Below are 24691 nucleotides of genomic sequence, written 5' to 3' on the forward strand. Positions count from 1 at the left end.
CAGCCGCCCGCCGGAGGCGCATCCTCGCGCGCGCCCGCGCGCCACCCCCCCTGGCACAGGACCCGGCCCCCGCCTGCGAGGATCGGCCGATGACTTCGAGCCCGTACGTACGCTTCCAGGCCCCCGAGCCCGACGAGCACGGCCATCACACCGGCGTGTTCGGCCTGGTCAACCGGCTCGGCAGGGCCGGCAGGCTCAGCGCGGAGCAGGAGTCGTTCCGGCGCGCGAGCAACGCCTGGTACGACGCCGCCTACACCGACCCCTCGACCGTCGACCCGAGCGTCTACGACCCGGCCGTCCACCCCGGCGCCGCCGCCTGGTTCAAGCCCACCGCCGTCCACCTGCTGGAGCGCGTCGAGGGATATCTGGCGATCCTGGAGGAGCACGGCGTGCCCTGCCGCAAGGTCGTCTCCACCGACCCCGGGCGGGTCGTCTACGAGGACGACGTGCAGATCGTCGTCGTGCCCCATCTGATTTCGTACGGCGACCGGGCGTGAGGTGGCGCAGGCTGGATACGTGAGGTGTGACAGACAAGGCAGGTGATTGAGGATGACCGAGCGCGACGACGACACGGGCATGGGCGACGACGTGTACCAGCCCTCGGACCCCGACGGCCGGGAGGACGAGGGCATCCTCGACCCGGAGGACACACTCGACGACCGCGGGGTCGACCCGTACGACGAGGGCTGGTCGCCCCCCGAGCGCCCGCTCGGCGTCGAACACAGCGGGAACACGGTGGCGGAGCGCCGCCACGGGGAGAGCCTCGACGAGAGACTGTCCGAGGAACGCCCCGACCCGGTGATCGAGGAGTACGAGGTCCTGGAGTCGGGCGACGGCGACGACGGCCTCGGCGACCTTCCCGAGGGCGAGGGCGAAGTGCTCGACGCCGAGGTCGGTGGCCGGCGCTCCGGGCGGCTCGTGGCACCCGACGAGGGCGCCCACGAGGACGCCGAGAAGGACATGCTGGCCGAGGAGAACGGCCTGGCCGGGGGAGCGGCGTCGGCCGAGGAGGCCGCCGTGCACGTCATCGACGACGACGTCGCGGACGCCGCCGAGGACCGGCTCGGCTACGCGGCCCTCGACGCCGCCGACATCGAGGACATCACCAGGTGAGCGCCGGGGGTCACTGCCCCGACGCCATCGCCGTCAACAGCAGCGCCACCGCCGCGAACCCCGCGAGCAGCGCGAGGACCGGCGCGCCCAGCGCCACATGGTCCGTCGCCATCCCGCGGGCCGTCACCGCTATGCACACCACACCCAGCACCATCAACACCATGGCCACCATCACGAGCACGGCGTCGACCTCCTCGTGTCGCCCGACCTCCAAAGCCGGCTCCCATCGTCGCCCGTGCCCCGCGCTCGCGCACCCGGGAGCGGCGCCGCGGGGGCCGCGCCGGTGGCGATCCGGGGGAGGACCCGCGTGAACGAACGCACCTGGCTGGTGCTCGGCGCCCTGGCGGCCCTCGCCATGCTGGTCACGGCCGCCGTCCTGCTCGTACGGGTTTTCAAGGCCCGCAAGCTGCTCATGGACGCCGGCATCCCGCTGGGCCACAAGGCCCTGTTCTGGGCGGCCGTCGTCTACACGATCTCGCCCGTCGACCTGCTGCCCGACCCCATATACCTCGACGACATAGGCGTTCTGCTGGTCGCACTGCGCGCCCTGCACGCCGTGGCCCGCCGCGAGGGTGTAGAGCCGGAGGCGCGGCCCGTCAGCCGCGACTGAAGGGCAGCTTGGCGGTGAGCCAGGTGACGAGCGCGCCCGGGTTGCGGCTCTGCGTCCACACCCGGCCGGGCCCGGTGAACTCGAACACCAGGCCCTCACCCGACTTCAGTGTCTGCATCAGCCCGCGCGTCACCTTCCGCGTCGTGTAGGCGGGCCCGTCCTCGAACGCCACGAGGTGCCCCGAGTCCAGCACGAACGACTCGCCGGGCCCCAGCTCCACCACGTCGAGCGCGCCGTAGCAGGCGGCGACCACCTGGCCCCGGCCCTCGGCGCGCACCAGGAAGCCGCCCTCGCCGCCCGCCAGGTTCTTCAGGCCGCCCCACTTCGTGTCCAGGTCCACGCCGTCGGACGAGCACAGCCACGCCCCGCGCGCCAGGTTGAGGCCGCCGTCCACCTCGACGGCCCGCACGTCACCGGGCAACTGCGCCGCCAGATCCACCCAGCCGCCCGCCGCGCCCGCCGTGAACCGCGTGACGAACAGCGACTCCCCGCCGAGCACACTGCGCTTGAGCCCCTTGAACAGCCCGCCGTCCGAGGTCGCCTCCACGGAGAGGCCGGCGGAGTGCGCCATCATGGCGCCCGACTCCGCGCGCACCGTCTCCTGAGGGCCCAGGCGCACCCGGGCCACCGCGAACGAGGAAGCATGCCGTACGTCGATGTCCATGCCGTCAGCCTAGGGAGGCCCGGCCCGAGGGCGCGTCGGCCGAAAGGAGCGGGCGCGGCGACTTTAGGCTGACGCGGCCACCGATCACGCCGCGAGAAGCACCCCGAGCAGCAGCAGCGACAGCACGACCTCCACCGCGCCCACCACCGCCACCCGCACCCGCCCGCGCAGCGGCATCACGACCGCCCGCACCAGGCACACCGCGAAGAACAGCGCCGCCCACCACGACAGCAGCAGCGCGCCCGCCGGCACGGCAGCCGCGTGCCAGACCCAGGACGCCCACCGGTGGGGCGCGCTGTCCCGCTCGCGGATCATCGTCTTCACGTACAGGACCGTCCCGGCGAAGTAGAGCAGGCACACGAGCGCGGGCCGCCACGCACCGCCGAGCGTGCCGCCGCCGAGCAGCACCGCCACCGGCAGCATGCCGCACGCGGGCACGACGGCGACCAGCCCGTTGACCAGGGCGCGTTCACGGTTGCGGGACGCGTACCAGAGGTTCACCGCGAGGAACGGCGCCGCGCAGCAGGCCGCGAGCAGCAGCCACGGCGCGTGGACGAGCAGCGGCACCCCGGCGACCACCGTCGCGGCCAACGTCCAGCGCAGCGGCGGCACATGACGGGCCGCCGCCCGCGGATTGCGGGAGATCCGGCGCAGCCGCAGCCACTGCTGGGCGTGGTAGGAGGCGACGTACGCGAGCAGCCAGGCCACCAGCAGCAGCGCCTGCCAGGGCGTCGGCGTGCCGAGGGCCGCGCCCGCGACGAGCGGTACGACGAGCATCGCCCACGCCCCGTGCTGCCGGGGCACCCAGACCCGTACCGCGCGCGACACCATGCCCGTCCCTTCACCCGCCGGATGCGTCCACCCCAGCCTGCCACCGGGCCGGAGCCCTACACGCGTCCCCGGTCCCACGACCAGGGGGCCGAACGTCCCGTCTTCCGGGGGCAGTCGGTCCCGCGCGCGGGCCGGTCGTGCGGACCTTTCGGCCCGCAGGGGCGGGTCCAATGGCGAAGGGCGGGGGCGGGGCGCCGCCATAGGCTCGACCGGACGTGATCGTTTCGAGCCGGTGGAGGCGTGTGCGCCCGCCTTCGCCCCAAGGAGTCCCGTTGTCGAACCAGCAGGGCAGTGACCCAGCCGACCTCCTGATCCGCGCCGGACGCTTCCTCACCCGCGCCGACGTCTCCGACGACCTGCGCACGGTCACACGTACGGAGTCCTCCGAGGCCGAGTCGTTCTACCGGGACCGCTGGAGCCACGACAAGGTCGTGCACTCCACCCACGGCGTCAACTGCACCGGCTCGTGCCGCTGGAAGGTGTACGTCAAGGACGGCATCATCACCTGGGAGACGCAGGCCACCGACTACCCGAGCGTCGGCCCCGACCGCCCCGAGTACGAGCCGCGCGGCTGCCCCCGGGGCGCCTCCTTCTCCTGGTACACGTACTCGCCGACCCGGGTCCGCCACCCCCATGTGCGCGGCGCGCTGCTGGAGATGTACCGCGAGGCCAAGGCCCGCCTGAAGGACCCGGTGCTCGCGTGGGCCGACATCCAGGCCGACCCCGAGCGCCGCCGCCGCTACCAGCAGGCGCGCGGCAAGGGCGGGCTGGTGCGCGCGAGCTGGGACGAGGCGCTGGAGATCGTCGCCGCCGCGCATGTGCACACCATCAAGGAGCACGGCCCCGACCGCGTCGCCGGGTTCTCCCCGATCCCCGCCATGTCGATGGCCTCGCACGCGGCGGGCGCCCGCTTCCACTCGCTCATCGGCGCGCCGATGCTGTCGTTCTACGACTGGTACGCGGACCTGCCCGTCGCCTCCCCGCAGGTCTTCGGCGACCAGACCGACGTGCCCGAGTCCGGCGACTGGTGGGACGCGGCCTACCTGATGATGTGGGGCTCCAACGTCCCCGTCACCCGCACCCCCGACGCCCACTGGATGACCGAGGCCCGCTACCGGGGCCAGAAGGTCGTCGCCGTCAGCCCGGACTACGCCGACAACACGAAGTTCGCCGACGAGTGGATGCACCCCCACCCCGGCACGGACGGCGCGCTGGCCCTCGCCATGGGGCACGTCATCCTGAAGGAGTTCTTCGTCGACCGCGAGACGCCGTTCTTCGACGGGTACGTCAAGCAGTACACCGACCTGCCGTTCCTGATCACCCTGGAGGAGCACGACGGGGCGTACGTCCCCGCCAAGTTCCTGCGCGCCGCCGACCTCGGCCAGGACGTCGAGCACGCCGAGTGGAAGCCCGTCCTGTTCGACGACGCCACCGGCGCGCCCGCCGTGCCGGGCGGCACCCTCGGCCACCGCTGGGGCAGCGGCGACGAGGGCGACTGGAACCTCGACCTCGGTGACCTCCGCCCCCGCCTGACGCTCCATCAAGAAGGCGGCGAGAGCGTCGAGGTGCTGCTGCCGCGCTTCGAGGAGGCGTCCTCGGACACCGTGCGGCGCGGCGTGCCCGTGCGGCGGATCGGCGGCAAGCTCGTCACCACCGTCTTCGACCTGATGCTCGCCCAGTACGCCGTCGCCCGCCCCGGCCTGCCCGGCACCTGGCCCGCCTCCTACGAGGACGCGAGCACCCCCGGCACGCCCGGCTGGCAGGAGACCCTGACCTCGGTGCCCGCCGCCCAGGCGGTGCGGGTGGCCCGCGAGTTCGCCGACACCGCCGAGCGCTCCGAGGGGCGCTGCATGATCCTCATGGGCGCCGGCACCAACCACTGGTTCCACTCCGAGACCATCTACCGCTCCTTCCTCGCCCTGCTCACCCTCACCGGCTGCCAGGGCCGCAACGGCGGCGGCTGGGGCCACTACGTCGGCCAGGAGAAGTGCCGGCCCGTCACCGGCTGGGCCACCCTCGCCGCCGCCTCCGACTGGTCCCGCCCGCCCCGCCAGATGATCGGCGCCGGCTGGTTCTACACCCACACCGGGCAGTGGCGCTACGACACGCTGCCCGCCGAAGCCCTCGCCTCGCCGCTCGGCACCGGCCGCTTCACCGGCATGACCGGCGCCGACTGCCTCGCCGCCTCCGCCCGGATGGGCTGGATGCCGTCCTACCCCACCTTCGACCGCAACCCCCTCGACCTCGGCGCGGGCGCCGACCCGGTCGCGGGCGCCGTCGAGGAGCTGAAGGCCGGCACGCTGAAGCTCGCCGCCGAGGACCCCGACGCGCCCGTCAACTGGCCGCGCGTGATGACCGTCTGGCGGGCCAACCTGCTCGGCTCCAGCTCCAAGGGCAACGAGTACTTCCTCAAGCACCTCCTCGGCACCCACTCCAACCTGCCCGACGACGGGCCCCGCGCCACCCCCAGGGACGTCGCCCTGCGCCCGGAGGAGCCGCGCGGCAAGCTCGACCTGCTGCTCAGCCTCGACTTCCGGATGACGTCCACGACCCTGCTCTCCGACGTCGTCCTGCCCGCCGCCACCTGGTACGAGAAGCACGACCTGTCGTCCACCGACATGCACCCCTTCCTGCACGCCTTCACCCCGGCGATCGACCCGCCCTGGCAGGCCCGTACCGACTACGACGCCTTCCTCGGTCTCGCCCGCCGCTTCAGCGACCTGGCCCGCGACCACCTCGGCGTGCGCAAGGACCTCGTGGCGACGGCACTCCAGCACGACACCCCCGGCGGCGAGATGGCCCAGCCCGGCGGCGTCGCCCTCGACTGGGGCAAGGGCGAATGCGAGCCCGTGCCCGGCAGGACCATGTATCAACTCACCGTCGTGGAACGGGACTACGGCGCCGTCGGCGACAAGTTCGCGGCGCTCGGCCCGCTCGTCGACAAGCTCGGCGTCACCACCAAGGCCGTCACCTTCGACGTCCGCGAGGAGGTCGACCGGCTCAAGGCCGCGAACGGCACCGTGCGCGGCGGCGTCGCCGACGGCCGGCCCCGCCTCGACACCGCCCGCCGCGCCTGCGACACCATCCTCGCCCTGTCCGGCACCTCCAACGGCCGCCTCGCCACCCAGGGCTTCCGCACCCTGGAGCGCCGCACCGGACGCCCCATGGCGCACCTCGCCGCCGAGCACGAGGGCAAGCGTGTCACCTACGCCGACACCCAGGCCGCCCCCGTGCCCGTCATCACCTCACCCGAATGGTCCGGCAGCGAGTCCGGCGGGCGCCGCTACACCGCCTTCACGCTCAACACCGAACACCACAAGCCCTGGCACACCCTGACGGGCCGTCAGCACTTCTTCCTCGACCACGACTGGCTCCACGAGGTCGGCGAGGCCCTGCCCGTCTACAAGCCCCCGCTGGACATGAGCCGCCTGTACGGGGAGCCCGCGCTCGGCAGCGTGGGGGACGAGGGGCGCGAGGTCGCCGTCCGCTTCCTCACCCCGCACAACAAGTGGGCCATCCACTCCCAGTACCAGGACAACCTGTACATGATGACGCTCGGCCGGGGCGGACAGACCGTGTGGATGTCGCCGCAGGACGCCGACGCCATCGGCGTCAAGGACAACGAGTGGATCGAGGCCGTCAACCGCAACGGCGTCATCACCGCCCGCGCCATCGTCTCCCACAAGATGCCGCCCGGCACCGTCTACATGAACCACGCCCAGGAGCGCACCGTCGGCGTCCCCCGCACCGAACGCACCGGCAAGCGCGGCGGCATCCACAACTCCCTCACCCGCATCATGCTCAAGCCGACCCATCTCATCGGCGGATACGCCCAGTTGACCTGGGCGTTCAACTACCTCGGCCCGACCGGCAACCAGCGCGACGAGGTCACCGTCATCCGCCGCCGCGCGCAGGAAGTGGAGTACTGACATGCGCGTCATGGCCCAGATCGCCATGGTGATGAACCTCGACAAGTGCATCGGCTGCCACACCTGCTCCGTCACCTGCAAGCAGGCGTGGACCAACCGGCGCGGCACCGAGTACGTCTGGTTCAACAACGTCGAGACGCTGCCCGGGCAGGGCTACCCGCGCCGCTGGCAGGACCAGGACCGCTGGCGCGGCGGCTGGGAACGCACCCGCTCGGGCCGGCTGCGGCTGCGCGCGGGCGGCCGCCTCAAGCGGCTCGGCACCCTCTTCGCCAACCCCGACCTGCCCACGCTCGACGACTACTACGAGCCGTGGACGTACGACTACAAGAACCTCACCGACGCCCCCGCGGGCGACGACATGCCCGTCGCCCGGCCCCTGTCGCAGACCACCGGCGAACCCCTCGACACCATCGAGTGGGGACCCAACTGGGACGACAACCTCGGCGGCGCCCCCGAGCACGGCCACCGTGACCCGCTCGTGGAGAAGATCCGCGACGAGGTCGGCGCCCGCATCCGCTTCGAGTTCGAGCAGAGCTTCATGTTCTATCTGCCGCGGATCTGCGAACACTGCCTCAACCCGGCCTGCGTCTCCGCGTGCCCCTCCGGCGCCATGTACAAGCGCGTCGAGGACGGCATCGTCCTCGTCGACCAGGACCGCTGCCGCGGCTGGCGCATGTGCGTCAGCTCCTGCCCGTACAAGAAGGTCTACTTCAACCACGCCACCGGCAAGGCCGAGAAGTGCACCTTCTGCTTCCCGCGCGTCGAGATCGGCATGCCGACCGTCTGCTCCGAGACCTGCGTCGGCCGCATGCGCTACCTCGGCGTCATGCTCTACGACGCCGACAAGGTCACCGAGGCCGCATCCGTCGAGGACGAACACGACCTCTACCCGGCCCAGTTGGAAGCCTTCCTCGAACCCGACGACCCCGCCGTCGAGGCCGCCGCGCGCGCCGCCGGGATCAGCGACGACTGGCTCGACGCCGCCCGCCGCTCCCCGGTCTTCGACCTCATCCGCACCTACCAGGTCGCGCTGCCGCTGCACCCCGAGTACCGCACCATGCCCATGGTCTGGTACGTGCCACCGCTGTCCCCGGTCGTCGAGGCGGTCGCCGCGAGCGGCCACGACGGCGAGGACGCGGGCAACCTCTTCGGCGCGATCGACGCCCTGCGCATCCCCGTCGGATACCTCGCCGAACTCCTCACCGCCGGCGACCGGGTGCCCGTCGAGGCCGTCCTGCGCCGCATGGCCGCCATGCGCTCCCACATGCGCGCCCGCAACCTCGGCGAGGAACCCGACCCCGACATCGCCGCCTCCGTCCACCTCACCGGCACCGAACTGGAGGACATGTTCCGCCTGCTCGCCGTCGCCAAGTACGAGGACCGCTACGTCGTGCCCACCGCCGCCCGCGCCGACGCCGACGCCCTCGCCGAGACCCACCCCCTCGACGACGGCTGCCCCGTCGCAGGCGTCGAGGACGCGGTGCGCCCGCCGGTGCTGCTCAACCTCTCGCCCACCCGGAGGACCGCATGACCCCCGACGCGCGCGTCCGCCTCGCCGCCGGCCGCCTGCTGACCTACCCCGACGCGGCCCTCGACGCCGAACTGCCCCTCGTCCGCGACCTCGTCACCGGCCTCGGCCACCCCGAACTGGCCGCGTTCCTCGCCGACTTCGACGACCGTGCCCCGCTGGACCGCGCCGCCCACTACACCTCGGTCTTCGACACTCGTAACCGGCGCTGCCTCTACCTGACCTGGTGGACCGACGGCGACACCCGCAACCGGGGCCTGTCCCTCGTCCGCGTCCAGCGGACCTACCGCGACCACGGCCTCGCCCACACCGGCGACGAACTGCCCGACTTCCTCCCCGTCATGCTGGAGTTCGCCGCCCGGAACGAGGACGCCGGCACCGCCCTCCTCCAGGAACACCGCGCCGGACTCGAACTGCTGCGCCTCGCCCTGGACGAGCACGGCACCCCCTACCGGCTGCTCCTGCACGCCGTCTGCGCCACCCTCCCCGGGCCCTCGCCCGCCACCCGCGCCGAGGCCAAGGCCCTCGCCCGCTCCGGCCCGCCCCGCGAGAGCGTCGGCCTCGCCGCCCTCGAACCCCTCGGCCCCGGCATCGACCTGCCCTGGCCCGCGCCCCGCCGCCCCGCCGCCGCCCACGGAAGGACCACCCCCTGATGGACCTCATGCTGTGGGGCGTCGTCCCCTACCTCGTCCTCGTGCTCTTCGTCGGCGGACTGATCTGGCGCGGCCGCCACGACCGGTTCGGCATCACCAGCCACTCCAGCCAGCTCCACGAGTCGAAACTGTTGCGCATCGGCTCGCCGCTGTTCCACTTCGGCATGCTGTTCGTCGTCCTGGGCCATGTCGTCGGCCTCCTCATCCCCATGAGCTGGACCGACGCCGTGGGCGTCTCCGACCACACCTACCACCTCGTCGCCGTCTCCACCGGAGCCGTCGCGGGCCTCGCCGCCGTCGCCGGACTCGGCGTCCTCGTGTACCGGCGCCTGCGCGTGCCCGCCGTCCGCCGCGCCATGCTCCGCAGCGACCACCTCATGTACACGCTGCTCATCGGCGCCATGGTGCTCGGCCTGACCGCCACCGTCCTCAACTCCACCGGCGCGGGCGGCGACTACAACTACCGCGAGGGCGTCTCCCTCTGGTTCCGTTCCCTGTTCGCCCTCAGCCCCGACTACACCCTCATGGCGGCGGCTCCCCTCGCGTTCAAGGCGCATGTCCTGTTCGGGCTCGCCCTCATCGCGCTCGTCCCGTACTGCCGCCTCATCCACATGTTCACCGCGCCGCTGCGCTACCTCTTCCGCCCCTACGTCGTCTACCGGCGCCGCCCCCGCACGCCCCGCCCCGCCCGGCGCGGCTGGGAACGCGCCTCCTGAGCAGGGCTGCGATCCTGTAACGAGATCACCCCCCGCTCATCGACAGCTCAGAAAGCACGCATACGCTCAGGAACCGACGAGTTCCGACCCGAGGCGTGTGCCGTTGTGGCGGGGGGAGAGCGATGAGCGAGACGAAGGCACTTGCGGTCCGTGTCCTGTCCGCGCTGCCGTACGGCGTGATGGCGCTCGTGGTGGTCGCCGAACTGGTGACCCCCACCGGCTTCGGACTGCTGCTCCTCATGTCGCTCGGCCCCGCCTTCGCCGGGCTCGTCGGCACCAAACGCCGTACCGCTCGCATCGGCGCCGTCGCCGCCGGACTCTGTGTCGCCCTCGCCGCCTACGACGGCACCCTCGGCAGGCGGCGCGTCTACATCGCCGTCCTCAGCGTCGCCGGCGTCACCGCCGCCGGACTCCTCGCCGTCGCCCTGCGCGAGCGCCGCGACGCCGAACTCGCCGACGTGCGCGACATCGCCGAGGTCGCCCAGCGCGTCCTGCTGCGCCCGGTGCCCCGCGTCGCGGGCGAACTGCGCGTCGCCGTCTCCTACACCTCCGCCGTCGCCCAGGCCCGCATCGGCGGCGACCTGTACGAGGTCGTCGTCGCGCCCGGCGGCACCCGCGCCGTCATCGGGGACGTCCAGGGCAAGGGGCTGGAAGCCGTCGAGACGGCGGCCCTCGTCCTCGGCGTGTTCCGCGAGGCCGCCCACGACGAGCCCGAACTCGCCGGACTCGGCCGGCGCCTCGCCCGCGCCGTCGACCGCGAACTGGAGGGCGAGCGCTTCGTCAGCGCCCTGCTCGTCGAGGTCCCCGCAGGCAGCCGCGAGGTCACCTTCCTCAACTTCGGCCACCCGCCGCCCCTCGTCGTCCGGGCCGACGGCACCACCCACTTCCCCGCACCCCCGCACTACGCGATGCCGCTCGGCCTGAGCGTGCACGGCGGCGACGCACCCCTCCCGTACACCGTCGACTTCGCCCCCGGCGACCAGATCCTCCTGTACACCGACGGCGTCAGCGAGGCCCGCGACGGCCACGGCGCCTTCTACCCCCTCGCCGAGCGCGCGGGCCTCCTCAAGGCCGCCGACGCCGAAGCCGCCCTCGCGGGCCTGCGCACCGACCTCGTCGCACACGCCGCCGGCCCCCTCCACGACGACGCGGCGATGCTGCTGCTGCGCCACCGCTGACGGGAGCCGGCGCTGGCGGAGACAACCGCTGGCGGAGGCCGGCGCGGGCGGTGCGCCCTCATGCCACGCGGTGCCCGCCGGGGACGTGGAACCTGCGGGCCCGGGCGCGCGGCCTGCCGCGTACGGCCAGATACGCGGCCACGCTCAACGCCGCCGCGACCAGCACCCCCGCCGACTCCACGTACAGCGCCGGCCGCACCAGCTCCGCGCCGATGTACTCGCGGAACCCGAACAGGCCCCGGGTCAGGCTCAGCACCAGCGCGCCCAGCGTCCCGGCGGTGAAGGCGGCGGTCAGCGCGGCGAGCGGGGCGAGCAGCCGCAGCGGCGTCAGGAGCAGCGCCACGGCGAGCAGGGCGCCGACGACGCCGTTGACGAGGAACAGCGGGCCGATGGTGGCGAGGTCGCGGTAGCCCTCGGCCCACAGCCGCAGATGGATCACGGCCATCGCCGCCGTCAGCCCGGCCCCGCCGAGCCGCAGCACGAGGCGAACGGCCGCGCCCTCAGTAGCCATGGCCGTTGGAGGTCGGGCCGGTGCCGGTGCCGGACGACGCCGGCGCCCCACCGACGGTGATGGCCGTCTTCATGCCGAGGTCCTTGTGCCCGTCGACCGGGCAGAACACCTGATAGGTGCCGGACTTCAGGCGGACCGTGAGGGTCGTCGACTGCCCGGGCTGCACGTCCTTGCTGCGGTTGTCGCCGCCGGGGCCCTTGATCTCCAGGCCGTGCAGATGGTGGCCCATGTTGTCCGCGGTGAACGTGTACGCGCCCGGCCGGTAGCTCTGCGTGGACAGCTGGATGTGGAAGTCGGTCAGCTCCGCGGTCACCCGGGTGCCGGAACCGCCGGCCGCGTGCGCCCCGGTCATCGTGCCGCCACCGCCTCCGCTCGAACCGCCGCCGTAGCTGCCGCCGCCTCCGCAGGCGGCGAGCAGCGCTGCCAGACCGCCGACGGTCGCGCCGAGGAACACGCGCCGGCGGATGTGCGGGATGGTCATGACTCGGCCCTCCAGGTCGATCCCCCTCCCGGTCGATCCCCCTGCCAGAGGTACGGCCCGGCCGCCCGAACGGATTGCGCGGCACCCGCGCCCCGCCGGGGGGACAATGGCAGGGCGCAGCTTTTCCGGCAGCGCGATCCCTTTCCGGTTCCGGTGGCGCAATCCCTTTCCGGCGGCGGAACGTATCCCTGACATGTGGCGCATGGGACCGACCCCGACACGGCTCCCCGACGAGGCCCTGCTGACCGGCCTGACGACGGGCGACGCCGAACTCGCCGTCGCCTTCGTGCGCCGCTTCCAGGGCCCCGTCTTCGGTGTCGCCCTGACCGTCCTCGGGGACCGCCAGCTCGCCGAGGACGTCGCCCAGCAGACGTTCGAGCGGGCCTGGCGCCACGGACAGCTCTACGACCCCCGGCGCGGTTCCGTACGGGCATGGCTCACCGCCATCGCCCACAACCTCGCCGTCGACGCCGTCCGCGCCCGCCGCGCCCGGCCCCTCGACCCCGACGACCTCGACGCGCTCGACGTCCTGTACGGCCTGGTCACCGAGACGCCCGAGCGGCGGGCCCTCGCCGACGACAGCGCCGCGCGCGTGCGCACGGCCGTCGCCCAGCTCCCGCCCGAACAGGGCCGCGCCCTCGTCATGGCCGGCATCTACGGCATGACCGCCCGCGAGGTCGCGCAGGCCGAGGGCATCCCGCTCGGCACCGCCAAGACCCGCATCAGGACCGGCACCCACAAGGTGCGGGACCTGCTCGCCGCGCAGGAGAGGCGGTGACCGCCATGGACTGCGCACGCCTGCGCGACCTGGACGCCGAACTCGCCCTCGGCGTGCTGCCCGCCGACGAACGCGCAGAGGCCCTAGCCCACCTCGACACGTGCCCGGCCTGCCGCGACCACGTCGAGAGCCTCACCGCCGTCGGCGACGGACTGCTCGCGCTCCTGCCCGACGCGGAGCCGCCCGTCGGCTTCGAGAGCCGCGTCCTGCGCGCCCTCGACGCGAACCCCGCCCCCGAGCCACGCCACTGGTGGACCCGCGCCCCCGCCCCGGCCCCGGCCCCCGCCCGGGCGCGGCGGTGGCCCGGCCCGCGCCTCGCCGCGGCGGGCCTCGCCGCGGCCCTGGCCTGCGGCTTCGGCGGCTTCGCCACCGGCGCCGCCTTCCAGGCCGACGCCCCGCCGCCCGCCCCGCACGTCACCACCGGACTGCGCGAGGCACCTCTGCTCGCCCACGGCCGCGACGTCGGCCGCGTCTACGCCCACCCGGGCGACGGCTGGGTCTACATGTCCGTCGACCTCGGCCGCGCCGCCCATGGCCCGGTGCGCTGTCTGCTCGTCCACGCCGACGGCACGACCACCCGCGCCGGCTCCGTCCCCCTCAAGGACGGCTACGGCTACTGGGCGGCCCCCGCCGCCGACGCCGGCGCCCTGACCGGCGCCCGCCTCACCGCCGCGGACGGCACCGTCCTCGCCACAGCGGCCCTCCCGGCCGGCTGACGCCCCGCCGGCCGGGGGCGGCACATGCGCCCGCGCCCCCGATGCGCTTCGATGGACGCGTGCGAAACGAGCCCACCACCCCCGCCGACGACCCGCTGACCGGCCTTCTCGACCGCGTACGGCTCGGCCTGCGCGACCTCGACGACGGCGAACCCGCGTCCTACATCCCCGAACTCGGCCGCGTCGACCCCACGCTCTTCGGCATCAGCCTCTGCGCCCTCGACGGGCAGGTCTACGGCAGCGGCGACACCGCCGTCCCCTTCACCGTCCAGTCCGTCTCCAAGCCCTTCGTCTTCGCGCTCGCCCTCGCCGACCAGGGCATCGACCAGGTCCTCTCGCGCGTCGGCGCCGAACCGAGCGGCGAGGCGTTCAACTCCATCCGCCTCGAACCCGGCACCGGCCGCCCGCCCAACCCCATGGTCAACGCCGGGGCCATCGTCACCAGTTCCCTCGTCGCGGGCGACACGCCCGACGAGCGCTTCGCCCGCATCCTCGCCGGGCTCGGCGCGTTCGCCGGCCGCCCCCTGGACGTCGACGACGCCGTCTACGCCTCCGAGCGCGCGACCGGCGACCGCAACCGCGCCCTCGCCTACCTCATGCACAACGCGGGCTCCCTCACCGGCGACGTCGAGGAACAGCTCAGCGTCTACTTCCGCCAGTGCTCCGTCCTCGTCACCTGCGACGACCTCGCCGTCATGCACGCCACCCTCGCCGCGGGCGGCGTCAACCCCGTCACCGGGCAGCGCGTCGTCGCCCCGCGCCACGCCCAGCACGTCCTCGCCGTCATGGCCACCTGCGGCATGTACGACGCCTCGGGCCGCTGGATGCTCCAGGTCGGCATGCCCGCGAAGAGCGGGGTCTCCGGCGCCATCGGGGTCGCGCTGCCCGGCCAGTTCGGCATCGGCGTGTTCAGCCCGCCGCTGGAGGAGAAGGGCAACAGTGTCCGCGGGATCGCCGCCTGCCATCTGCTGTCCGACCAGTTCGGCCTGCACCTCATGCGCGCCACCGACCCGCAGCGCCGCCCGCTGCCCCCGCGCTCCCTCCACCCCGCCCCGCTGCGCTCCCTGCGGCACCGGCCGCGCGCCCAGCGGGCCGCCCTCGATGCCCACCCGGACCGGATCCGCGTCCACGTCCTCCAGGGCGACCTCGACTTCGCCACCGCCGAGCAGACCCTGCGCGCCGCCCGCGAACTGCCCGCCGCCGTCGGCTGGTTCGTCCTCGACCTGACCCGCGTCGGCCGCGTCGAGCCCGTCGCCGCCGACCTGCTGCGCGCGCTCGCCGAGGACCTGCGCCGCCGCGAGGTGCGCATGGTCCTCGCCGACCCCGACGAACGCCAGGCGATGACCCGCACCGCCGACGAGTTCCCCGACCTCGGCCGCGCCCTGGAGACCTGCGAGGACGACCTGCTGCGCGGCCTCGGACTCGACCCCGACGCGCCCGTCCCGCTCGCGGACTGCGACCTGTTCGGCCGCGCCGGCACCGGCCTGCGCACCGCGCTCGCCGACGCCTTCGACACGCTCCGCCTGGAAGCGGGCGAGAGCGTGGAACCCCCGGGCACCCTCCGCGACCGCATCGTGCTCTGGTACGTCGAGTCCGGCCGCCTCGCCGTGTGCGCGGACGGCGTCTCCGCCCGCCGTACGTGGTCCGCGGGCCCCGGCGCCGCCCTCACCCCGGCCGACTTCCCCGCCCGTATCGCCCGCCGCGTCCTCGCCGAACGCGACACGGTGTGCCGCACGCTGACGGCGGCGGGCCTGGGCAGCCTGCGCGACCGCGTGCCCGAGGCGGTCGCCTTCCTCGAACGCGCCCCGCTGGACGGCGCGGAGACGGTGGACCGCCCGGACACGGCATAGCGGCCCGCTGTCGGTGCCGGGCCCTGCGGTTGTCAGTGCCGGGTCCTAAGGTGCGGCCATGTACACCACGCGATGCAGCCGCCATGTCGAGGCCCCGCCGTCCGCCGTCTACCGCGCCCTGCTCGATCCGGACGCCATCGCCGCCTGGCGGGTCCCGGACAACATGACGAGCCAGGTGCATGTCTTCGAGGCCCGTGAGGGCGGCGCGTTCCGCGTGTCGCTGACCTACGTCACGGCGGACGAGGCCGGGAAGTCGGGCGCCCACACCGACACGTACCACGGGCACTTCGTGCAGCTCGTGCCGGACGAGGAGGTCGTCGAGGAGTTCGCGTTCGAGACCGATGACCCGGCTCTGCGCGGCACGATGACGATGACGACGGCCCTCGCCCCCGCGCCGGGCGGCGGCACCGACGTCACCGTCGTCCACGAGGGACTGCCCGACGCGGTCTCCCCGGCCGACAATGAGACCGGCACCCGGATGGCCCTGGACAACCTGGCCCGTCTGGTGGAGTCACGCGCGCGTTGAGGGCGGGCGCGTCACTGCGCCGACGTACGGACCGCCGTCACCGTGAACCGGTCGCCGCACACGCGGACCGTGTGGTCGCGCAGCGTCAGCGGTTCGTGGGAGTCCGGCGGGTACACGCGCAGCAGATCGTGCGGCTTGCGGCAACCGGCGTCGGACACCCCCTGGTTGAGGGTGTGCAGCACGATGTGCGCGGAGCCGCCCGGCGCCAGCGTGACCGCCTTGCCCACGGGCCCCTCACGGTCGGCGGGCTCACCGACCATGCTGCCGTCCCGCCGCAGGAGCGACACACCGGGGTAGCCCTGGAGGACGCAGGCCGAGTTGCCGACGTTGGTCAGGGCGAGGTCGTAGTAGACGCTGCCCGCCGCGCCCTCGCTGCCGGCCAGCTTCGGCTTGAGCTGGATCGACAGGCAGTGCCCGGTCAGGCGCGGGGAGGGCGTCTGCACCCCGCCGGCGGTGTCCGAGCCGCGCGGCGCGGCCGTGGACGCGGAGGGGGACGCGCCGGTCGTACCCGCGCCGCTCGGCGCACGCGTGGACGGTGACGAGGACGGCGAGGCGGAGGCGGTCGTGTCGCCCGCCGACACCGACGCGCCCGGCGACCCGTCCGCCGACGGCGTCGAGGCGCCGCAGGCGCTCAGCACGAGGGCCGCCGCCCCGGCACCCGCGAGCGCCAGCGCGGCCCGCGAGCGCGCCCCACCGGCCGCGCGCGTGGCGCGCGTGCCCCTGACGCGAAGAGATCCCTGTGGCAATCGCATACCTTCCGGGTTCCCTCCTGCCCCCGTACGAACCTGCCGGGCGCGCGGCTCCTGACGCGGACGGCACTCTGGCGAAAAGCCGTCGACGCGCCCCCACCGCCTCGCATACGGTCCTGCTCGCGCCGCGGGGGAGCGGCGCGCACACCCGCCACAACACCGCCCACACCACCCAGGGGGACCCGTCATGGACCATCAGCACCCGCCCGCGGGCACGCATCTCATCGGCGGCGGCTGGAACGCGCCCGATGTCTACACCGCCTTCCTGCGCGAAGCGGGCGACGGCGCGCGCGTCGGCTGCGTGGTCCTCGACGAGGGCGACGCGGACGAGCAGTTCGCCCGCTACGCCGCGCGCCTGCCGGAAGCCGCGCCCTGCGTCCCCGTCGCCCTGCCCGTCCCGCTGGGCGGCACCTTCGACGTGGCGGCCCTGGACGACGTGGACGCGCTCCTCGTCTGCGGCGGCCTGACCCCCGGCTACCAGGAGGCGTTCGCGGACGTGGCCGCCGACGTCACCCGCGTCCTCACGGCCCGGCGCATGCCGTACGCGGGCTTCTCCGCGGGTGCCGCGCTCGCCGCCGCCGACGCCCTGGTCGGCGGCTGGCTCGACGCCGGCGTCCCGGTCTGCCCCGGCGACAGCGCGGAGGACCTGGAGGAGATCGCCGTACGGGCGGGGCTCGGGCTCGTCCCCTTCACCGTGGACGTGCACGCCGCGCAGTGGGGCACGCTCGGCCGGCTCATGGCGACTGTCGCCCGGGGCGCGGCCCGCTTCGGTGTCGCCCTCGATGAGGACACGGCGCTCACATACGTGCCGGGCGCCCCGGTCCGCGTCACCGGCTCCGGCCGCGCCCACCTCGTGCGCCGCACGGACGTCGGGGTGACGGTGCGTTCGGTGGCGGCGGGCGCGGGCTTCCGCGTACCGCGCGACCTCGGCCCGGACGACGGGGACGGCGCCGGGATGTGAAGCCCCTGTGCCCGTCCCGCGACCGGCGCGCGAAGGCGGTCAGCCCGACACGCCGGGCGACTTCGTGCAGGTGACGTCACGCGGCATGGCGGAACATGGCGGATCGCCCGTCGTTGACCCTGGTGTGCCGGCGCCGGACCCCGCCGAGTCGTGGCGAACGGGGACGTGTGCACTCCCGGTGCCCGGCACACCGCCCCGGCGCGTCCCTCGAATCGACGCGCCGGGGCCCACCCCTGTCAGCGGTTCGTACGGCACCGCCGCCGCCCGGTAGCTGATCCCGCCGCCGACCCCATCGCCGCCGACCCCGCCCGCCGACCCCGCCCGAAGGCCCGCGTGAGGCTCAACGCCCCGCGCGGGCCCGGGAGTCGAGTACCGCGACCGCCGCGAGCAGCGCCAGCAGCAGCCCCGCGAACCACGTCATCGCCGTCGTCGCCGGCACCGCGAGCGTCGCCACGCCGATCGCCACCGAGGGCACGCTCAGCCCGAGGTAGGCCACGAGGAACAGCCCCGCCAGCGCCTCGCTGCGCCGCTCGGGAGCCGCGCCGGCCGCGACCGCGCCGACCGCCGCCTTGAACAGCAGCCCCGCGCCCACCCCGGCGACCATCCCGCCGGCCAGGAACAACGGAAGCTGCGCGAGCCGCATCCCCGCGACCAGCGCCACGAACCCGGCGCCCTCCGCGACCAGCCCCAGCGTCATCCGCGCCCGCGCCCCGAGACCTCGCGTCAGCACCTGGGCCAGTGCCGCCGCGCCGAACACGGCGAACACCACGAGCCCCGCCAGCGCCCGCGACGGATGGTGCAGCGTCCGCCCCACGAACCCCGCCGCGATCGACGTGAAGAGGCCGAACACCGCGAACGCCGAGAACCCGGCCGCCGCCGCCCCCGCGAACACCGCCCGCTCGCCCTTCGCCACCCGCACCCGCTGCGGCCGGTACGCGGGCCGCACCCGGGGCGCCCGCACGGTCTCCGGCACGGACGCCAGCGCCGCCACCGCCACCACGAGCAATCGAGATCACCGACATCGCCACCAGCGCCGACTACGTACGCGCCGGGCTCGGCGTCGCCCTGCTGCCCCGCTTCCTCGCCCACACCGCGCACGACCTCGCCGTCGTCGAGGTGACCGACGCCGACCTGCGCTGGCCCCTCTTCCTCGCCTCACCCACCGACCGCGCCCCGAGCGCCGCCGCCCGCGCCCTGACCGACCTGCTCACCGAGTTCATCGACCGCTCCGAGCCGCCCGCTCCTTGATTTCACACCTCCGCAACCATTCACCGGCCCCCGCCTGCTAGACATGACACGGCGGCGGGCGGCCACGCGCGCCGCCACCTCCTCAGCGGACAGAAGGGACGGCCATGCGTACGACGACACGCACGCCCGCCCTGCGCCCTCGCCGCGAGGTCCGGCTCCACACCCGGCCGCACATCGACCTGCGCCGCGTCGCCGCCGCGCTCTGTCGCCCCTGACCCGGGGCGTGTCCGCCTGAGCCTGCGCCCCGCCGGCTCCGGCCTCGCGCGGTACGGGAAACAGCCCGTACCCCCGCCATCGGCGCCTCCTCCGGCGCATCGACGCGCCCCGCGCCCGGCCCGCGCCCCGTTCTGCCGGGACCGGCCCCGGGTGGTGCGGCGGCCGTACCTCACCAGCTCCGCGCGCGGCCTTTGCGTATGGCCGTGTGCGGTGTCGCGCGCATTCGCTCCCTCGCTCTCCAGGAAGGCACCCCGTGTCCTCAGCATCCGCATCCGGTCCGCTGCGTCTCGCCGTCGCGCTCGACGGGACCGGCTGGCATCCCGCGTCCTGGCGCGAGCCCGTCGCCCGGCCCCGCGAGCTGTTCACCGCCCGCTACTGGGCCGATCTCGTCGCGGAGGCCGAGCGCGGGCTCCTCGACTTCGTCACGTTCGAGGACCGGCTCGGCCCGGACTCCACCGACCCGCACGGGCCCGACGGCCGCACCGATCGCGTACGGGGACGCCTCGACGCCGTGCTGCTCGCGGCGCGGATCGCGCCGCTCACCCGGTCCATCGGGCTCGTGCCGACGGCCGTCGTCACGCACACCGAGCCGTTCCATCTCTCCAAGGCGGTCGCCACCCTCGACCACGTCAGCCGGGGCCGCGCCGGACTGCGCGTCAAGGTCAGCGCCCGGCGCGACGAGGCCGCCCACTTCGGCCGCCGCACCCTGCCCGCCCCCGCCTCCTTCGACAGCCCCGAGGGGCAGGCCCTCGCGGCGGAACTCTTCGACGAGGCCGCCGACTGGGTCGAGGTCGTGCGCCGCCTGTGGGACAGCTGGGAGGACGACGCGGAGATCAGGGACACCGCCACCGGCCGCTTCATCGACCGCGACAAGCTCCACTACATCGACTTCGCCAGCCGTCACTTCGCCGTCAAGGGCCCCTCGATCACGCCCCGGCCCCCGCAGGGCCAGCCCCTCGTCACCGCCCTCGCGCACGCCACCGTGCCCTACCGGCTCCTCGCCCGCCAGGCCGACCTCGGGTACGTCACCCCGCGCGACCCCGCCGAGGCCCGCGCCGTCGTCGCCGAGGTCCGCGCGGAACAGGCCGCCGCAGGCCGCGCCGAGTCGCCCTTGCACCTCTTCGGTGACCTCGTCGTCCTCCTCGACGACAGCGCCGCCGCCGCCCGCGCCCGCCTGGGCCGCCTCGACACCCTCGCCGGTACCCCGTACACCAGCGACGCGCCCGTCTTCACCGGTACGGCCGCCGAACTCGCCGATCTGCTCCAGGAGTTCGCCGGGGCTGGGCTGACCGGGTTCCGGCTGCGGCCCGCCGTCCTCGGCCACGACCTGCCCGCGATCACCGGCGCGCTCGTGCCCGAACTCCAGCGCCGGGGCCTGTTCCGCCGCCACTACGAGGCCGACACCCTGCGCGGCCTGCTCGGCCTGACCCGCCCCGCCAACCGCTACGCCACCGCCTGAGCCGGACGGAGACCGACCGCCATGAGCAAGCCGCAGAAGCAGATCCACCTCGCCGCGCACTTCCCCGGCGTCAACAACACCACCGTGTGGAGCGACCCCGCCGCCGGCAGCCACATCGACTTCGACTCCTTCGTCCACTTCGCGCGCACCGCCGAACGCGCCAAGTTCGACTTCCTCTTCCTCGCCGAGGGCCTGCGCCTGCGCGAACAGGGCGGCAAAATATACGACTTGGACGTCGTCGGCCGCCCCGACACCTTCACCGTCCTCGCCGCGCTCGCCGCCGTCACCGACCGCCTCGGCCTGACCGGCACCATCAACTCCACCTTCAACGAGCCCTACGAGGTGGCCCGCCAGTTCGCCACCCTCGACCATCTCTCCGAGGGTCGCTCCGCGTGGAACGTCGTCACCTCCTGGGACGCCTTCACCGGCGAGAACTTCCGCAGGGGCGGCTTCCTGCCCCGCGAGGAACGCTACTCACGCGCACAGGAGTTCCTCGCCACCGCCCACGAACTCTTCGACTCCTGGGGCCCCGACGAACTCCTCGCCGACCAGGACACCGGCGCGTTCCTGCGCGACGCCAAGGCAGGCTCCTTCGTCCACACCGGGCAACACTTCGACATCCACGGCCAGTTCGACGTGCCGCGCTCCCCGCAGGGACGGCCCGTCATCTTCCAGGCCGGCGACTCCGACGAGGGCCGCGAGTTCGCCGCGTCCGACGCCGACGCCATCTTCAGCCGGTACGCCACCCTCGCCGAAGGCCAGGCGTTCTACGCCGACGTCAAGGGCAGGCTCGCCCGCCACGGGCGCACCCCCGACCAGTTGAAGATCCTGCCCGCCGCCACCTTCGTCATCGCCGACACCGACGCCGAGGCCGCCGAACTCGCCCGGCACGTGCGACGCCAGCAGGTCAGCGGCGCCACCGCCCTCAAGCACCTGGAGTTCGTCTGGAACCGGGATCTGTCCGCGTACGACCCCGAAGGGCCGCTGCCCGACATCGACCCGGACGTCAGCGAGGACCACATCTCGAAGGGCCGCGCCCAGGTCCGCATGTACCGCGACCCGCTGGCCACGGCCCGCGCCTGGCGCGCCCAGGCCGCCGAACACGGCTGGTCCATCCGTGACCTCGTCATCAACACCGGCAACCGGCAGACCTTCGTCGGCTCTCCGCGCACCGTCGCCGACGCCATCGACGCGCAGGTGCAGGCCGACGCCGCCGACGGCTTCATCCTCGTCCCGCACCTCACCCCCGGCGGCCTCGACGTCTTCGCCGACACGGTCGTCCCGCTGCTCCAGGAGAAGGGCGCCTTCCGCACCGACTACACCGGGGTAACCCTCCGCGACCACCTCGGCCTCGCCCACCCGGACGGCGCGCGCGCCGGGTGAAAGCTCCGCGTCGGGGGTGTACGACGCGCGGATGCGGGCAGGCGCCCCGGCGGGAAGACGGGAGACCTGGATGACTCACCGACGCGGGACCGCGCACAGCCGCCCCACGGCCGAGGCGCGCTGGGAACACGGCGGCATCCTCGTCGTCGACGTGCGCGGCGCGTACGACGCGGCCGCGGCGGACGTCGTGGACGGACCGCTGCTGCGCATGTCCCGCACCGGGCACCGGCACTACGTGGTGAACCTGAGCGGCGTCGAACGCTTCGACACCGACGCGCTGCGCGGCTTCGCGCGGACCTGCGAGGCCATCGAGTGCGCCGGCGGCGTCCTCACGCTCGCCGCGCCCGGCGCCGCCCGCGCCGCGCTCACGGCGGCGGGCGCCGCGCATCTCGCCGCGTACGCCCACGAGAGCGTCGAGGACGCGGTGACGGCCTGCCGGGAGAGGGACCTCGCGCTCTGACGGGGCGGCCTCCAAGGCGCCGGGCTGGGGGCGGGTGGTCAGGCTGTCCTCGTCGGGCGTCGGGCGTCGGGCGTCGGGTGCTCGGGTCTTTGGGCCCTGGGCCCGGGGCCGTACGCGGGAGCATCATGCGGTCATGACGACCATGCGGCGAGACGTACGAGACGGGCGGGGCGACCGAGACGGGCGGGGCGACCGAGACGGGTCGGGTGACGGTCTCGCCGTGGCGGGCGCGTGTCCGGACGCGGCGGGCGCCTCCCCGGGCCGTGACATCCAGGACCGCGCCGACCTGGAGGCCCTGCTGCGACGCTTCTACGGCGCCGCGTTCGAGGACCCGCTCATCGGTCCCTTCTTCACCGAGATCGCCGGCACCGACCTGGACGTCCACATCCCGCACATCACGGACTTCTGGGAGCGCGCGCTGTTCCGTACGGCCGAGTACCGGCGCAACGCGTTCGCCCCGCACGTCCGGCTGCACGCGGAACGGCCGCTGACCGCCGCGCACGCGGGACGCTGGGTGCAGCTGTGGCACGCCACCGTCGACGGGCGGCACGCCGGGCCGAACGCCGAGCGCGCCAAGGCGACCGGCGAGCGGATCGCCCTCACCATGGTCCGGCGCCTGAACGGCGGCGACCTCGACACCTCGGGACCCGCCGGATCGCCCGGGTTCGTCCCGGTCAGCGCCCTGCTGCTGCGCGCCGCCTGACGGGCGCCGGGTAGGCTGCCCGCTCCGCCGGGACCCGAACTGTGTGGGGGAGCGGCGGTCCGGCCGACCAGGGGGAGCCAGCATGCGCGCAGCGAGGAGCCGTACGACCGCCACGACGGGCGCATCCGCCACGGCGGTCACGCACCGCACCGGCGCCACCGCCGTGCCGCGCCGCCGGGTGCCCACCGCCTCCGCCGCCGTCGCCACAGCCCTGGCCGCCGTCCTCGTCGCCGGATGCTCCGCGCACCCCGGCGGCCCCGGACCGGACCGCGCCTCCTCCGCCGCAGCCCGGGGCGGAGCCCAAGACGCCGCCATGACCTGGGAGTTCACGCACATCGAGCGCGGCAGCGGCGACATCAAGGACATCGCCGCGCTCGCCGCCGACGACATCTGGGCCGTCGTCCAGGACAACAAGGGCGTCCGCCCGCCCACCCTGCTCCACTTCGACGGCCGCGCCTGGTCGAACAGCCCGCTCTCGGACGCCTTCGGCGCCGCCGTCTACCCGCCGCTGCTCGAAGAGGTCGGCGACAAGCTGTGGCTGCGCCCCGCCAGGAACGTGCCGCCCACCGACCCCGGCCCCGGGCGCTGGGCCCAGTGGGACGGCACCGCGTGGACGCCCGTACGCAACCCGCCGCCCCTGGACACCGTCGACTTCGAGACGGCAGGCCCGGCCGACCTGTGGGCCCTGACCGGCGACGGCCGCGTCGCCCACGGCAAGGGGGACGGGACCGGGAGCGGCGGCGGGTGGCGGGCGGAGCGGCTGCCGTTCCGCGTCGAGGACCTGGCGGCGGCGGGCCCGGGCGACGTGTGGGCCGTGGGGCGCCGCGCCGACGGCCCCGGCACCGAGCTGAACGGCCGCGAACGCTACGAACAGCCCGCCTCCGCCCACTTCGACGGCACGGTCTGGAAGACCGTCGACACCCCGCAGGCCCGCTTCCCCGCGCCGGTCCCGCCCGAGCCGAGCGCCGGGCTCGGCCGCGTCACCGTCCACGACGGGCAGGTCACCGCCTACGGCAGCAACTCCTTCAATCAGGGCGAGATGGAGAACGAGCCGCAGATCCAGCCCATCCGGCTGCGCTGGGACGGCACCCGCTGGCGCGACGCCCCGCCCGCGTCCGGCGGCTGCGCCGACCGGCTGCCCGTCGCCGAGGACACCGGCGGCCGGTTCCTCGACGGCAACTGGTACGTCACCGACGCGGGCGACTGCCTCAAGATCCAGCGGCACCGGCTGCCCGCCCGGACGGGCGCCCGCAAGGGCTCGCAGCAGTCCCTGTGGCTGAACGCCGTGCGCCGCGTGCCCGGCGGCGGCGACCAGTGGCTGGGCGCGGGATCGGTCCAGGTCAACCAGTCGGGCGCGGGGTTCAGCGCCCCCGTCGTGGTCCGCCTGCGCCGCGCGGGACGACCGTGAGCCCCGTACGGGACGGCCGT

General features: G+C 74.3%; 27 protein-coding genes. 20 read left to right on the forward strand and 7 right to left on the reverse strand.

The window, feature by feature from the left end:
- The first annotated feature begins 89 nt into the window (after positions 1–89).
- Together ACZ7LY_RS13950 and ACZ7LY_RS13955 are read left to right on the forward strand one after the other, a co-directional pair.
- Positions 90–497 (forward strand): hypothetical protein, encoded by a 408-nt coding sequence (locus ACZ7LY_RS13950; RefSeq protein WP_471624800.1) that lies wholly within the window; start codon positions 90–92, stop codon positions 495–497.
- Between the two features lie 52 nt (positions 498–549).
- The gene (locus ACZ7LY_RS13955) at positions 550–1113 is read left to right on the forward strand and encodes a DUF5709 domain-containing protein (RefSeq protein ID WP_471624801.1); all 564 of its coding nucleotides are present in this window, start codon (positions 550–552) and stop codon (positions 1111–1113) included.
- 10 nt (positions 1114–1123) lie between these two features.
- Here the strand turns inward: ACZ7LY_RS13955 and ACZ7LY_RS13960 are convergent, their stop codons facing one another.
- A complete protein-coding gene (locus tag ACZ7LY_RS13960; protein WP_471624802.1) occupies positions 1124–1327 on the reverse strand; it encodes a hypothetical protein in 204 nt (67 codons plus the stop codon).
- Between the two features lie 141 nt (positions 1328–1468).
- On the opposite strand from ACZ7LY_RS13960, the gene ACZ7LY_RS13965 reads away from it, so the two are divergent.
- The gene (locus ACZ7LY_RS13965) at positions 1469–1723 is read left to right on the forward strand and encodes a YkvA family protein (RefSeq protein ID WP_471624960.1); all 255 of its coding nucleotides are present in this window, start codon (positions 1469–1471) and stop codon (positions 1721–1723) included.
- Here the strand turns inward: ACZ7LY_RS13965 and ACZ7LY_RS13970 are convergent.
- Positions 1710–2387 carry a TIGR00266 family protein gene (locus tag ACZ7LY_RS13970; protein ID WP_471624803.1) on the reverse strand — a complete coding sequence of 226 codons (678 nt, stop codon included), beginning with the start codon at positions 2385–2387 and terminating at the stop codon, positions 1710–1712. The genes ACZ7LY_RS13965 and ACZ7LY_RS13970 overlap by 14 nt on opposite strands.
- A gap of 84 nt (positions 2388–2471) precedes the next feature.
- Complete coding sequence (locus ACZ7LY_RS13975; RefSeq protein ID WP_471624804.1) at positions 2472–3218, reverse strand: YwiC-like family protein; 747 nt, start codon at positions 3216–3218, stop codon at positions 2472–2474.
- Between the two features lie 272 nt (positions 3219–3490).
- On the opposite strand from ACZ7LY_RS13975, the gene ACZ7LY_RS13980 reads away from it, so the two are divergent.
- The 5 genes from ACZ7LY_RS13980 to ACZ7LY_RS14000 all read left to right on the forward strand — a co-directional run bounded on the left by ACZ7LY_RS13980 (position 3491) and on the right by ACZ7LY_RS14000 (position 11222).
- Complete coding sequence (locus ACZ7LY_RS13980) at positions 3491–7147, forward strand: nitrate reductase subunit alpha (RefSeq protein ID WP_471624805.1); 3657 nt, start codon at positions 3491–3493, stop codon at positions 7145–7147.
- Between the two features lies 1 nt (position 7148).
- Complete coding sequence (gene narH, locus ACZ7LY_RS13985) at positions 7149–8678, forward strand: nitrate reductase subunit beta (RefSeq protein ID WP_471624806.1); 1530 nt, start codon at positions 7149–7151, stop codon at positions 8676–8678.
- Positions 8675–9328 (forward strand): nitrate reductase molybdenum cofactor assembly chaperone, encoded by a 654-nt coding sequence (gene narJ, locus ACZ7LY_RS13990; protein WP_471624807.1) that lies wholly within the window; start codon positions 8675–8677, stop codon positions 9326–9328. The genes narH and narJ overlap by 4 nt, the downstream gene beginning before the upstream one ends.
- A complete protein-coding gene (narI, locus tag ACZ7LY_RS13995; protein WP_471624808.1) occupies positions 9328–10044 on the forward strand; it encodes a respiratory nitrate reductase subunit gamma in 717 nt (238 codons plus the stop codon). Before narJ ends, narI begins: the two co-directional genes overlap by 1 nt.
- Before the next feature lie 122 nt (positions 10045–10166).
- Positions 10167–11222, forward strand: coding sequence for a PP2C family protein-serine/threonine phosphatase (locus ACZ7LY_RS14000; RefSeq protein ID WP_471624809.1), 1056 nt, complete (start codon positions 10167–10169; stop codon positions 11220–11222).
- 58 nt (positions 11223–11280) lie between these two features.
- On the opposite strand, the gene ACZ7LY_RS14005 is transcribed toward ACZ7LY_RS14000, so the two are convergent.
- Together ACZ7LY_RS14005 and ACZ7LY_RS14010 are read right to left on the reverse strand one after the other, a co-directional pair.
- On the reverse strand, positions 11281–11733 hold the full coding sequence (locus ACZ7LY_RS14005) for a hypothetical protein (RefSeq protein ID WP_471624810.1): 453 nt from the start codon (positions 11731–11733) through the stop codon (positions 11281–11283).
- On the reverse strand, positions 11723–12214 hold the full coding sequence (locus tag ACZ7LY_RS14010; RefSeq protein WP_471624811.1) for a cupredoxin domain-containing protein: 492 nt from the start codon (positions 12212–12214) through the stop codon (positions 11723–11725). Before ACZ7LY_RS14010 ends, ACZ7LY_RS14005 begins: the two co-directional genes overlap by 11 nt.
- Positions 12215–12407: 193 nt before the next feature.
- On the opposite strand from ACZ7LY_RS14010, the gene ACZ7LY_RS14015 reads away from it, so the two are divergent.
- The 4 genes from ACZ7LY_RS14015 to ACZ7LY_RS14030 are packed head-to-tail and all read left to right on the forward strand — an operon-like array spanning position 12408 to position 16084.
- On the forward strand, positions 12408–12992 hold the full coding sequence (locus ACZ7LY_RS14015) for an RNA polymerase sigma factor (RefSeq protein WP_471624812.1): 585 nt from the start codon (positions 12408–12410) through the stop codon (positions 12990–12992).
- A gap of 5 nt (positions 12993–12997) precedes the next feature.
- Positions 12998–13708 (forward strand): anti-sigma factor family protein, encoded by a 711-nt coding sequence (locus tag ACZ7LY_RS14020; RefSeq protein ID WP_471624961.1) that lies wholly within the window; start codon positions 12998–13000, stop codon positions 13706–13708.
- A 59-nt stretch (positions 13709–13767) separates the two neighbouring features.
- Positions 13768–15558 (forward strand): glutaminase A, encoded by a 1791-nt coding sequence (gene glsA, locus ACZ7LY_RS14025; RefSeq protein ID WP_471624813.1) that lies wholly within the window; start codon positions 13768–13770, stop codon positions 15556–15558.
- A gap of 58 nt (positions 15559–15616) precedes the next feature.
- Complete coding sequence (locus ACZ7LY_RS14030; protein WP_471624814.1) at positions 15617–16084, forward strand: SRPBCC domain-containing protein; 468 nt, start codon at positions 15617–15619, stop codon at positions 16082–16084.
- An 11-nt stretch (positions 16085–16095) separates the two neighbouring features.
- On the opposite strand, the gene ACZ7LY_RS14035 is transcribed toward ACZ7LY_RS14030, so the two are convergent.
- Positions 16096–16836 carry a DUF4232 domain-containing protein gene (locus tag ACZ7LY_RS14035; RefSeq protein ID WP_471624815.1) on the reverse strand — a complete coding sequence of 247 codons (741 nt, stop codon included), beginning with the start codon at positions 16834–16836 and terminating at the stop codon, positions 16096–16098.
- Positions 16837–17020: 184 nt separating this feature from the next.
- Here ACZ7LY_RS14035 and ACZ7LY_RS14040 point away from each other — a divergent pair, with 184 nt between their 5' ends.
- A complete protein-coding gene (locus ACZ7LY_RS14040; protein ID WP_471624816.1) occupies positions 17021–17794 on the forward strand; it encodes a type 1 glutamine amidotransferase family protein in 774 nt (257 codons plus the stop codon).
- Between the two features lie 340 nt (positions 17795–18134).
- Here ACZ7LY_RS14040 and ACZ7LY_RS14045 read toward each other — a convergent pair whose 3' ends face one another.
- Complete coding sequence (locus tag ACZ7LY_RS14045) at positions 18135–18791, reverse strand: hypothetical protein (RefSeq protein WP_471624817.1); 657 nt, start codon at positions 18789–18791, stop codon at positions 18135–18137.
- A gap of 23 nt (positions 18792–18814) precedes the next feature.
- Here ACZ7LY_RS14045 and ACZ7LY_RS14050 point away from each other — a divergent pair, with 23 nt between their 5' ends.
- The 7 genes from ACZ7LY_RS14050 to ACZ7LY_RS14080 all read left to right on the forward strand — a co-directional run bounded on the left by ACZ7LY_RS14050 (position 18815) and on the right by ACZ7LY_RS14080 (position 24671).
- Positions 18815–19042 (forward strand): LysR family transcriptional regulator substrate-binding protein, encoded by a 228-nt coding sequence (locus ACZ7LY_RS14050; protein WP_471624962.1) that lies wholly within the window; start codon positions 18815–18817, stop codon positions 19040–19042.
- A gap of 104 nt (positions 19043–19146) precedes the next feature.
- Positions 19147–19257, forward strand: coding sequence for a putative leader peptide (locus ACZ7LY_RS14055; protein ID WP_471624818.1), 111 nt, complete (start codon positions 19147–19149; stop codon positions 19255–19257).
- A gap of 254 nt (positions 19258–19511) precedes the next feature.
- Complete coding sequence (locus tag ACZ7LY_RS14060; protein WP_471624819.1) at positions 19512–20717, forward strand: LLM class flavin-dependent oxidoreductase; 1206 nt, start codon at positions 19512–19514, stop codon at positions 20715–20717.
- Between the two features lie 21 nt (positions 20718–20738).
- Positions 20739–22100 carry an NtaA/DmoA family FMN-dependent monooxygenase gene (locus tag ACZ7LY_RS14065; protein ID WP_471624820.1) on the forward strand — a complete coding sequence of 454 codons (1362 nt, stop codon included), beginning with the start codon at positions 20739–20741 and terminating at the stop codon, positions 22098–22100.
- A 70-nt stretch (positions 22101–22170) separates the two neighbouring features.
- Positions 22171–22560 (forward strand): STAS domain-containing protein, encoded by a 390-nt coding sequence (locus tag ACZ7LY_RS14070; protein ID WP_471624821.1) that lies wholly within the window; start codon positions 22171–22173, stop codon positions 22558–22560.
- Positions 22561–22693: 133 nt separating this feature from the next.
- Entirely contained in the window at positions 22694–23263 is a 570-nt protein-coding gene (locus tag ACZ7LY_RS14075) for a group III truncated hemoglobin (RefSeq protein ID WP_471624822.1), read from the forward strand.
- Between the two features lie 82 nt (positions 23264–23345).
- Positions 23346–24671: a hypothetical protein gene (locus tag ACZ7LY_RS14080; RefSeq protein WP_471624823.1), complete on the forward strand. Its 1326-nt coding sequence runs from the start codon at positions 23346–23348 to the stop codon at positions 24669–24671.
- The last annotated feature ends 20 nt before the right edge of the window (positions 24672–24691 follow it).

This window comes from Streptomyces sp. NPDC107550, from assembly GCF_055639095.1.

Bases quoted from the DNA above. Each gene is read 5' to 3' on its own strand.
- ACZ7LY_RS13950 (WP_471624800.1), top strand. From the start codon at position 90: ATGACTTCGAGCCCGTACGTACGCTTCCAGGCCCCCGAGCCCGACGAG.
- ACZ7LY_RS13955 (WP_471624801.1), top strand. From the start codon at position 550: ATGACCGAGCGCGACGACGACACGGGCATGGGCGACGACGTGTACCAG.
- ACZ7LY_RS13965 (WP_471624960.1), top strand. From the start codon at position 1,469: ATGCTGGTCACGGCCGCCGTCCTGCTCGTACGGGTTTTCAAGGCCCGC.
- ACZ7LY_RS13970 (WP_471624803.1), bottom strand. From the start codon at position 2,387: ATGGACATCGACGTACGGCATGCTTCCTCGTTCGCGGTGGCCCGGGTG.
- ACZ7LY_RS13975 (WP_471624804.1), bottom strand. From the start codon at position 3,218: ATGGTGTCGCGCGCGGTACGGGTCTGGGTGCCCCGGCAGCACGGGGCG.
- narH (WP_471624806.1), top strand. From the start codon at position 7,149: ATGCGCGTCATGGCCCAGATCGCCATGGTGATGAACCTCGACAAGTGC.
- narJ (WP_471624807.1), top strand. From the start codon at position 8,675: ATGACCCCCGACGCGCGCGTCCGCCTCGCCGCCGGCCGCCTGCTGACC.
- narI (WP_471624808.1), top strand. From the start codon at position 9,328: ATGGACCTCATGCTGTGGGGCGTCGTCCCCTACCTCGTCCTCGTGCTC.
- ACZ7LY_RS14000 (WP_471624809.1), top strand. From the start codon at position 10,167: ATGAGCGAGACGAAGGCACTTGCGGTCCGTGTCCTGTCCGCGCTGCCG.
- ACZ7LY_RS14005 (WP_471624810.1), bottom strand. From the start codon at position 11,733: ATGGCTACTGAGGGCGCGGCCGTTCGCCTCGTGCTGCGGCTCGGCGGG.
- ACZ7LY_RS14010 (WP_471624811.1), bottom strand. From the start codon at position 12,214: ATGACCATCCCGCACATCCGCCGGCGCGTGTTCCTCGGCGCGACCGTC.
- ACZ7LY_RS14015 (WP_471624812.1), top strand. From the start codon at position 12,408: ATGTGGCGCATGGGACCGACCCCGACACGGCTCCCCGACGAGGCCCTG.
- ACZ7LY_RS14020 (WP_471624961.1), top strand. From the start codon at position 12,998: ATGGACTGCGCACGCCTGCGCGACCTGGACGCCGAACTCGCCCTCGGC.
- ACZ7LY_RS14030 (WP_471624814.1), top strand. From the start codon at position 15,617: ATGTACACCACGCGATGCAGCCGCCATGTCGAGGCCCCGCCGTCCGCC.
- ACZ7LY_RS14035 (WP_471624815.1), bottom strand. From the start codon at position 16,836: ATGCGATTGCCACAGGGATCTCTTCGCGTCAGGGGCACGCGCGCCACG.
- ACZ7LY_RS14040 (WP_471624816.1), top strand. From the start codon at position 17,021: ATGGACCATCAGCACCCGCCCGCGGGCACGCATCTCATCGGCGGCGGC.
- ACZ7LY_RS14055 (WP_471624818.1), top strand. From the start codon at position 19,147: ATGCGTACGACGACACGCACGCCCGCCCTGCGCCCTCGCCGCGAGGTC.
- ACZ7LY_RS14065 (WP_471624820.1), top strand. From the start codon at position 20,739: ATGAGCAAGCCGCAGAAGCAGATCCACCTCGCCGCGCACTTCCCCGGC.
- ACZ7LY_RS14070 (WP_471624821.1), top strand. From the start codon at position 22,171: ATGACTCACCGACGCGGGACCGCGCACAGCCGCCCCACGGCCGAGGCG.
- ACZ7LY_RS14075 (WP_471624822.1), top strand. From the start codon at position 22,694: ATGACGACCATGCGGCGAGACGTACGAGACGGGCGGGGCGACCGAGAC.
- ACZ7LY_RS14080 (WP_471624823.1), top strand. From the start codon at position 23,346: ATGCGCGCAGCGAGGAGCCGTACGACCGCCACGACGGGCGCATCCGCC.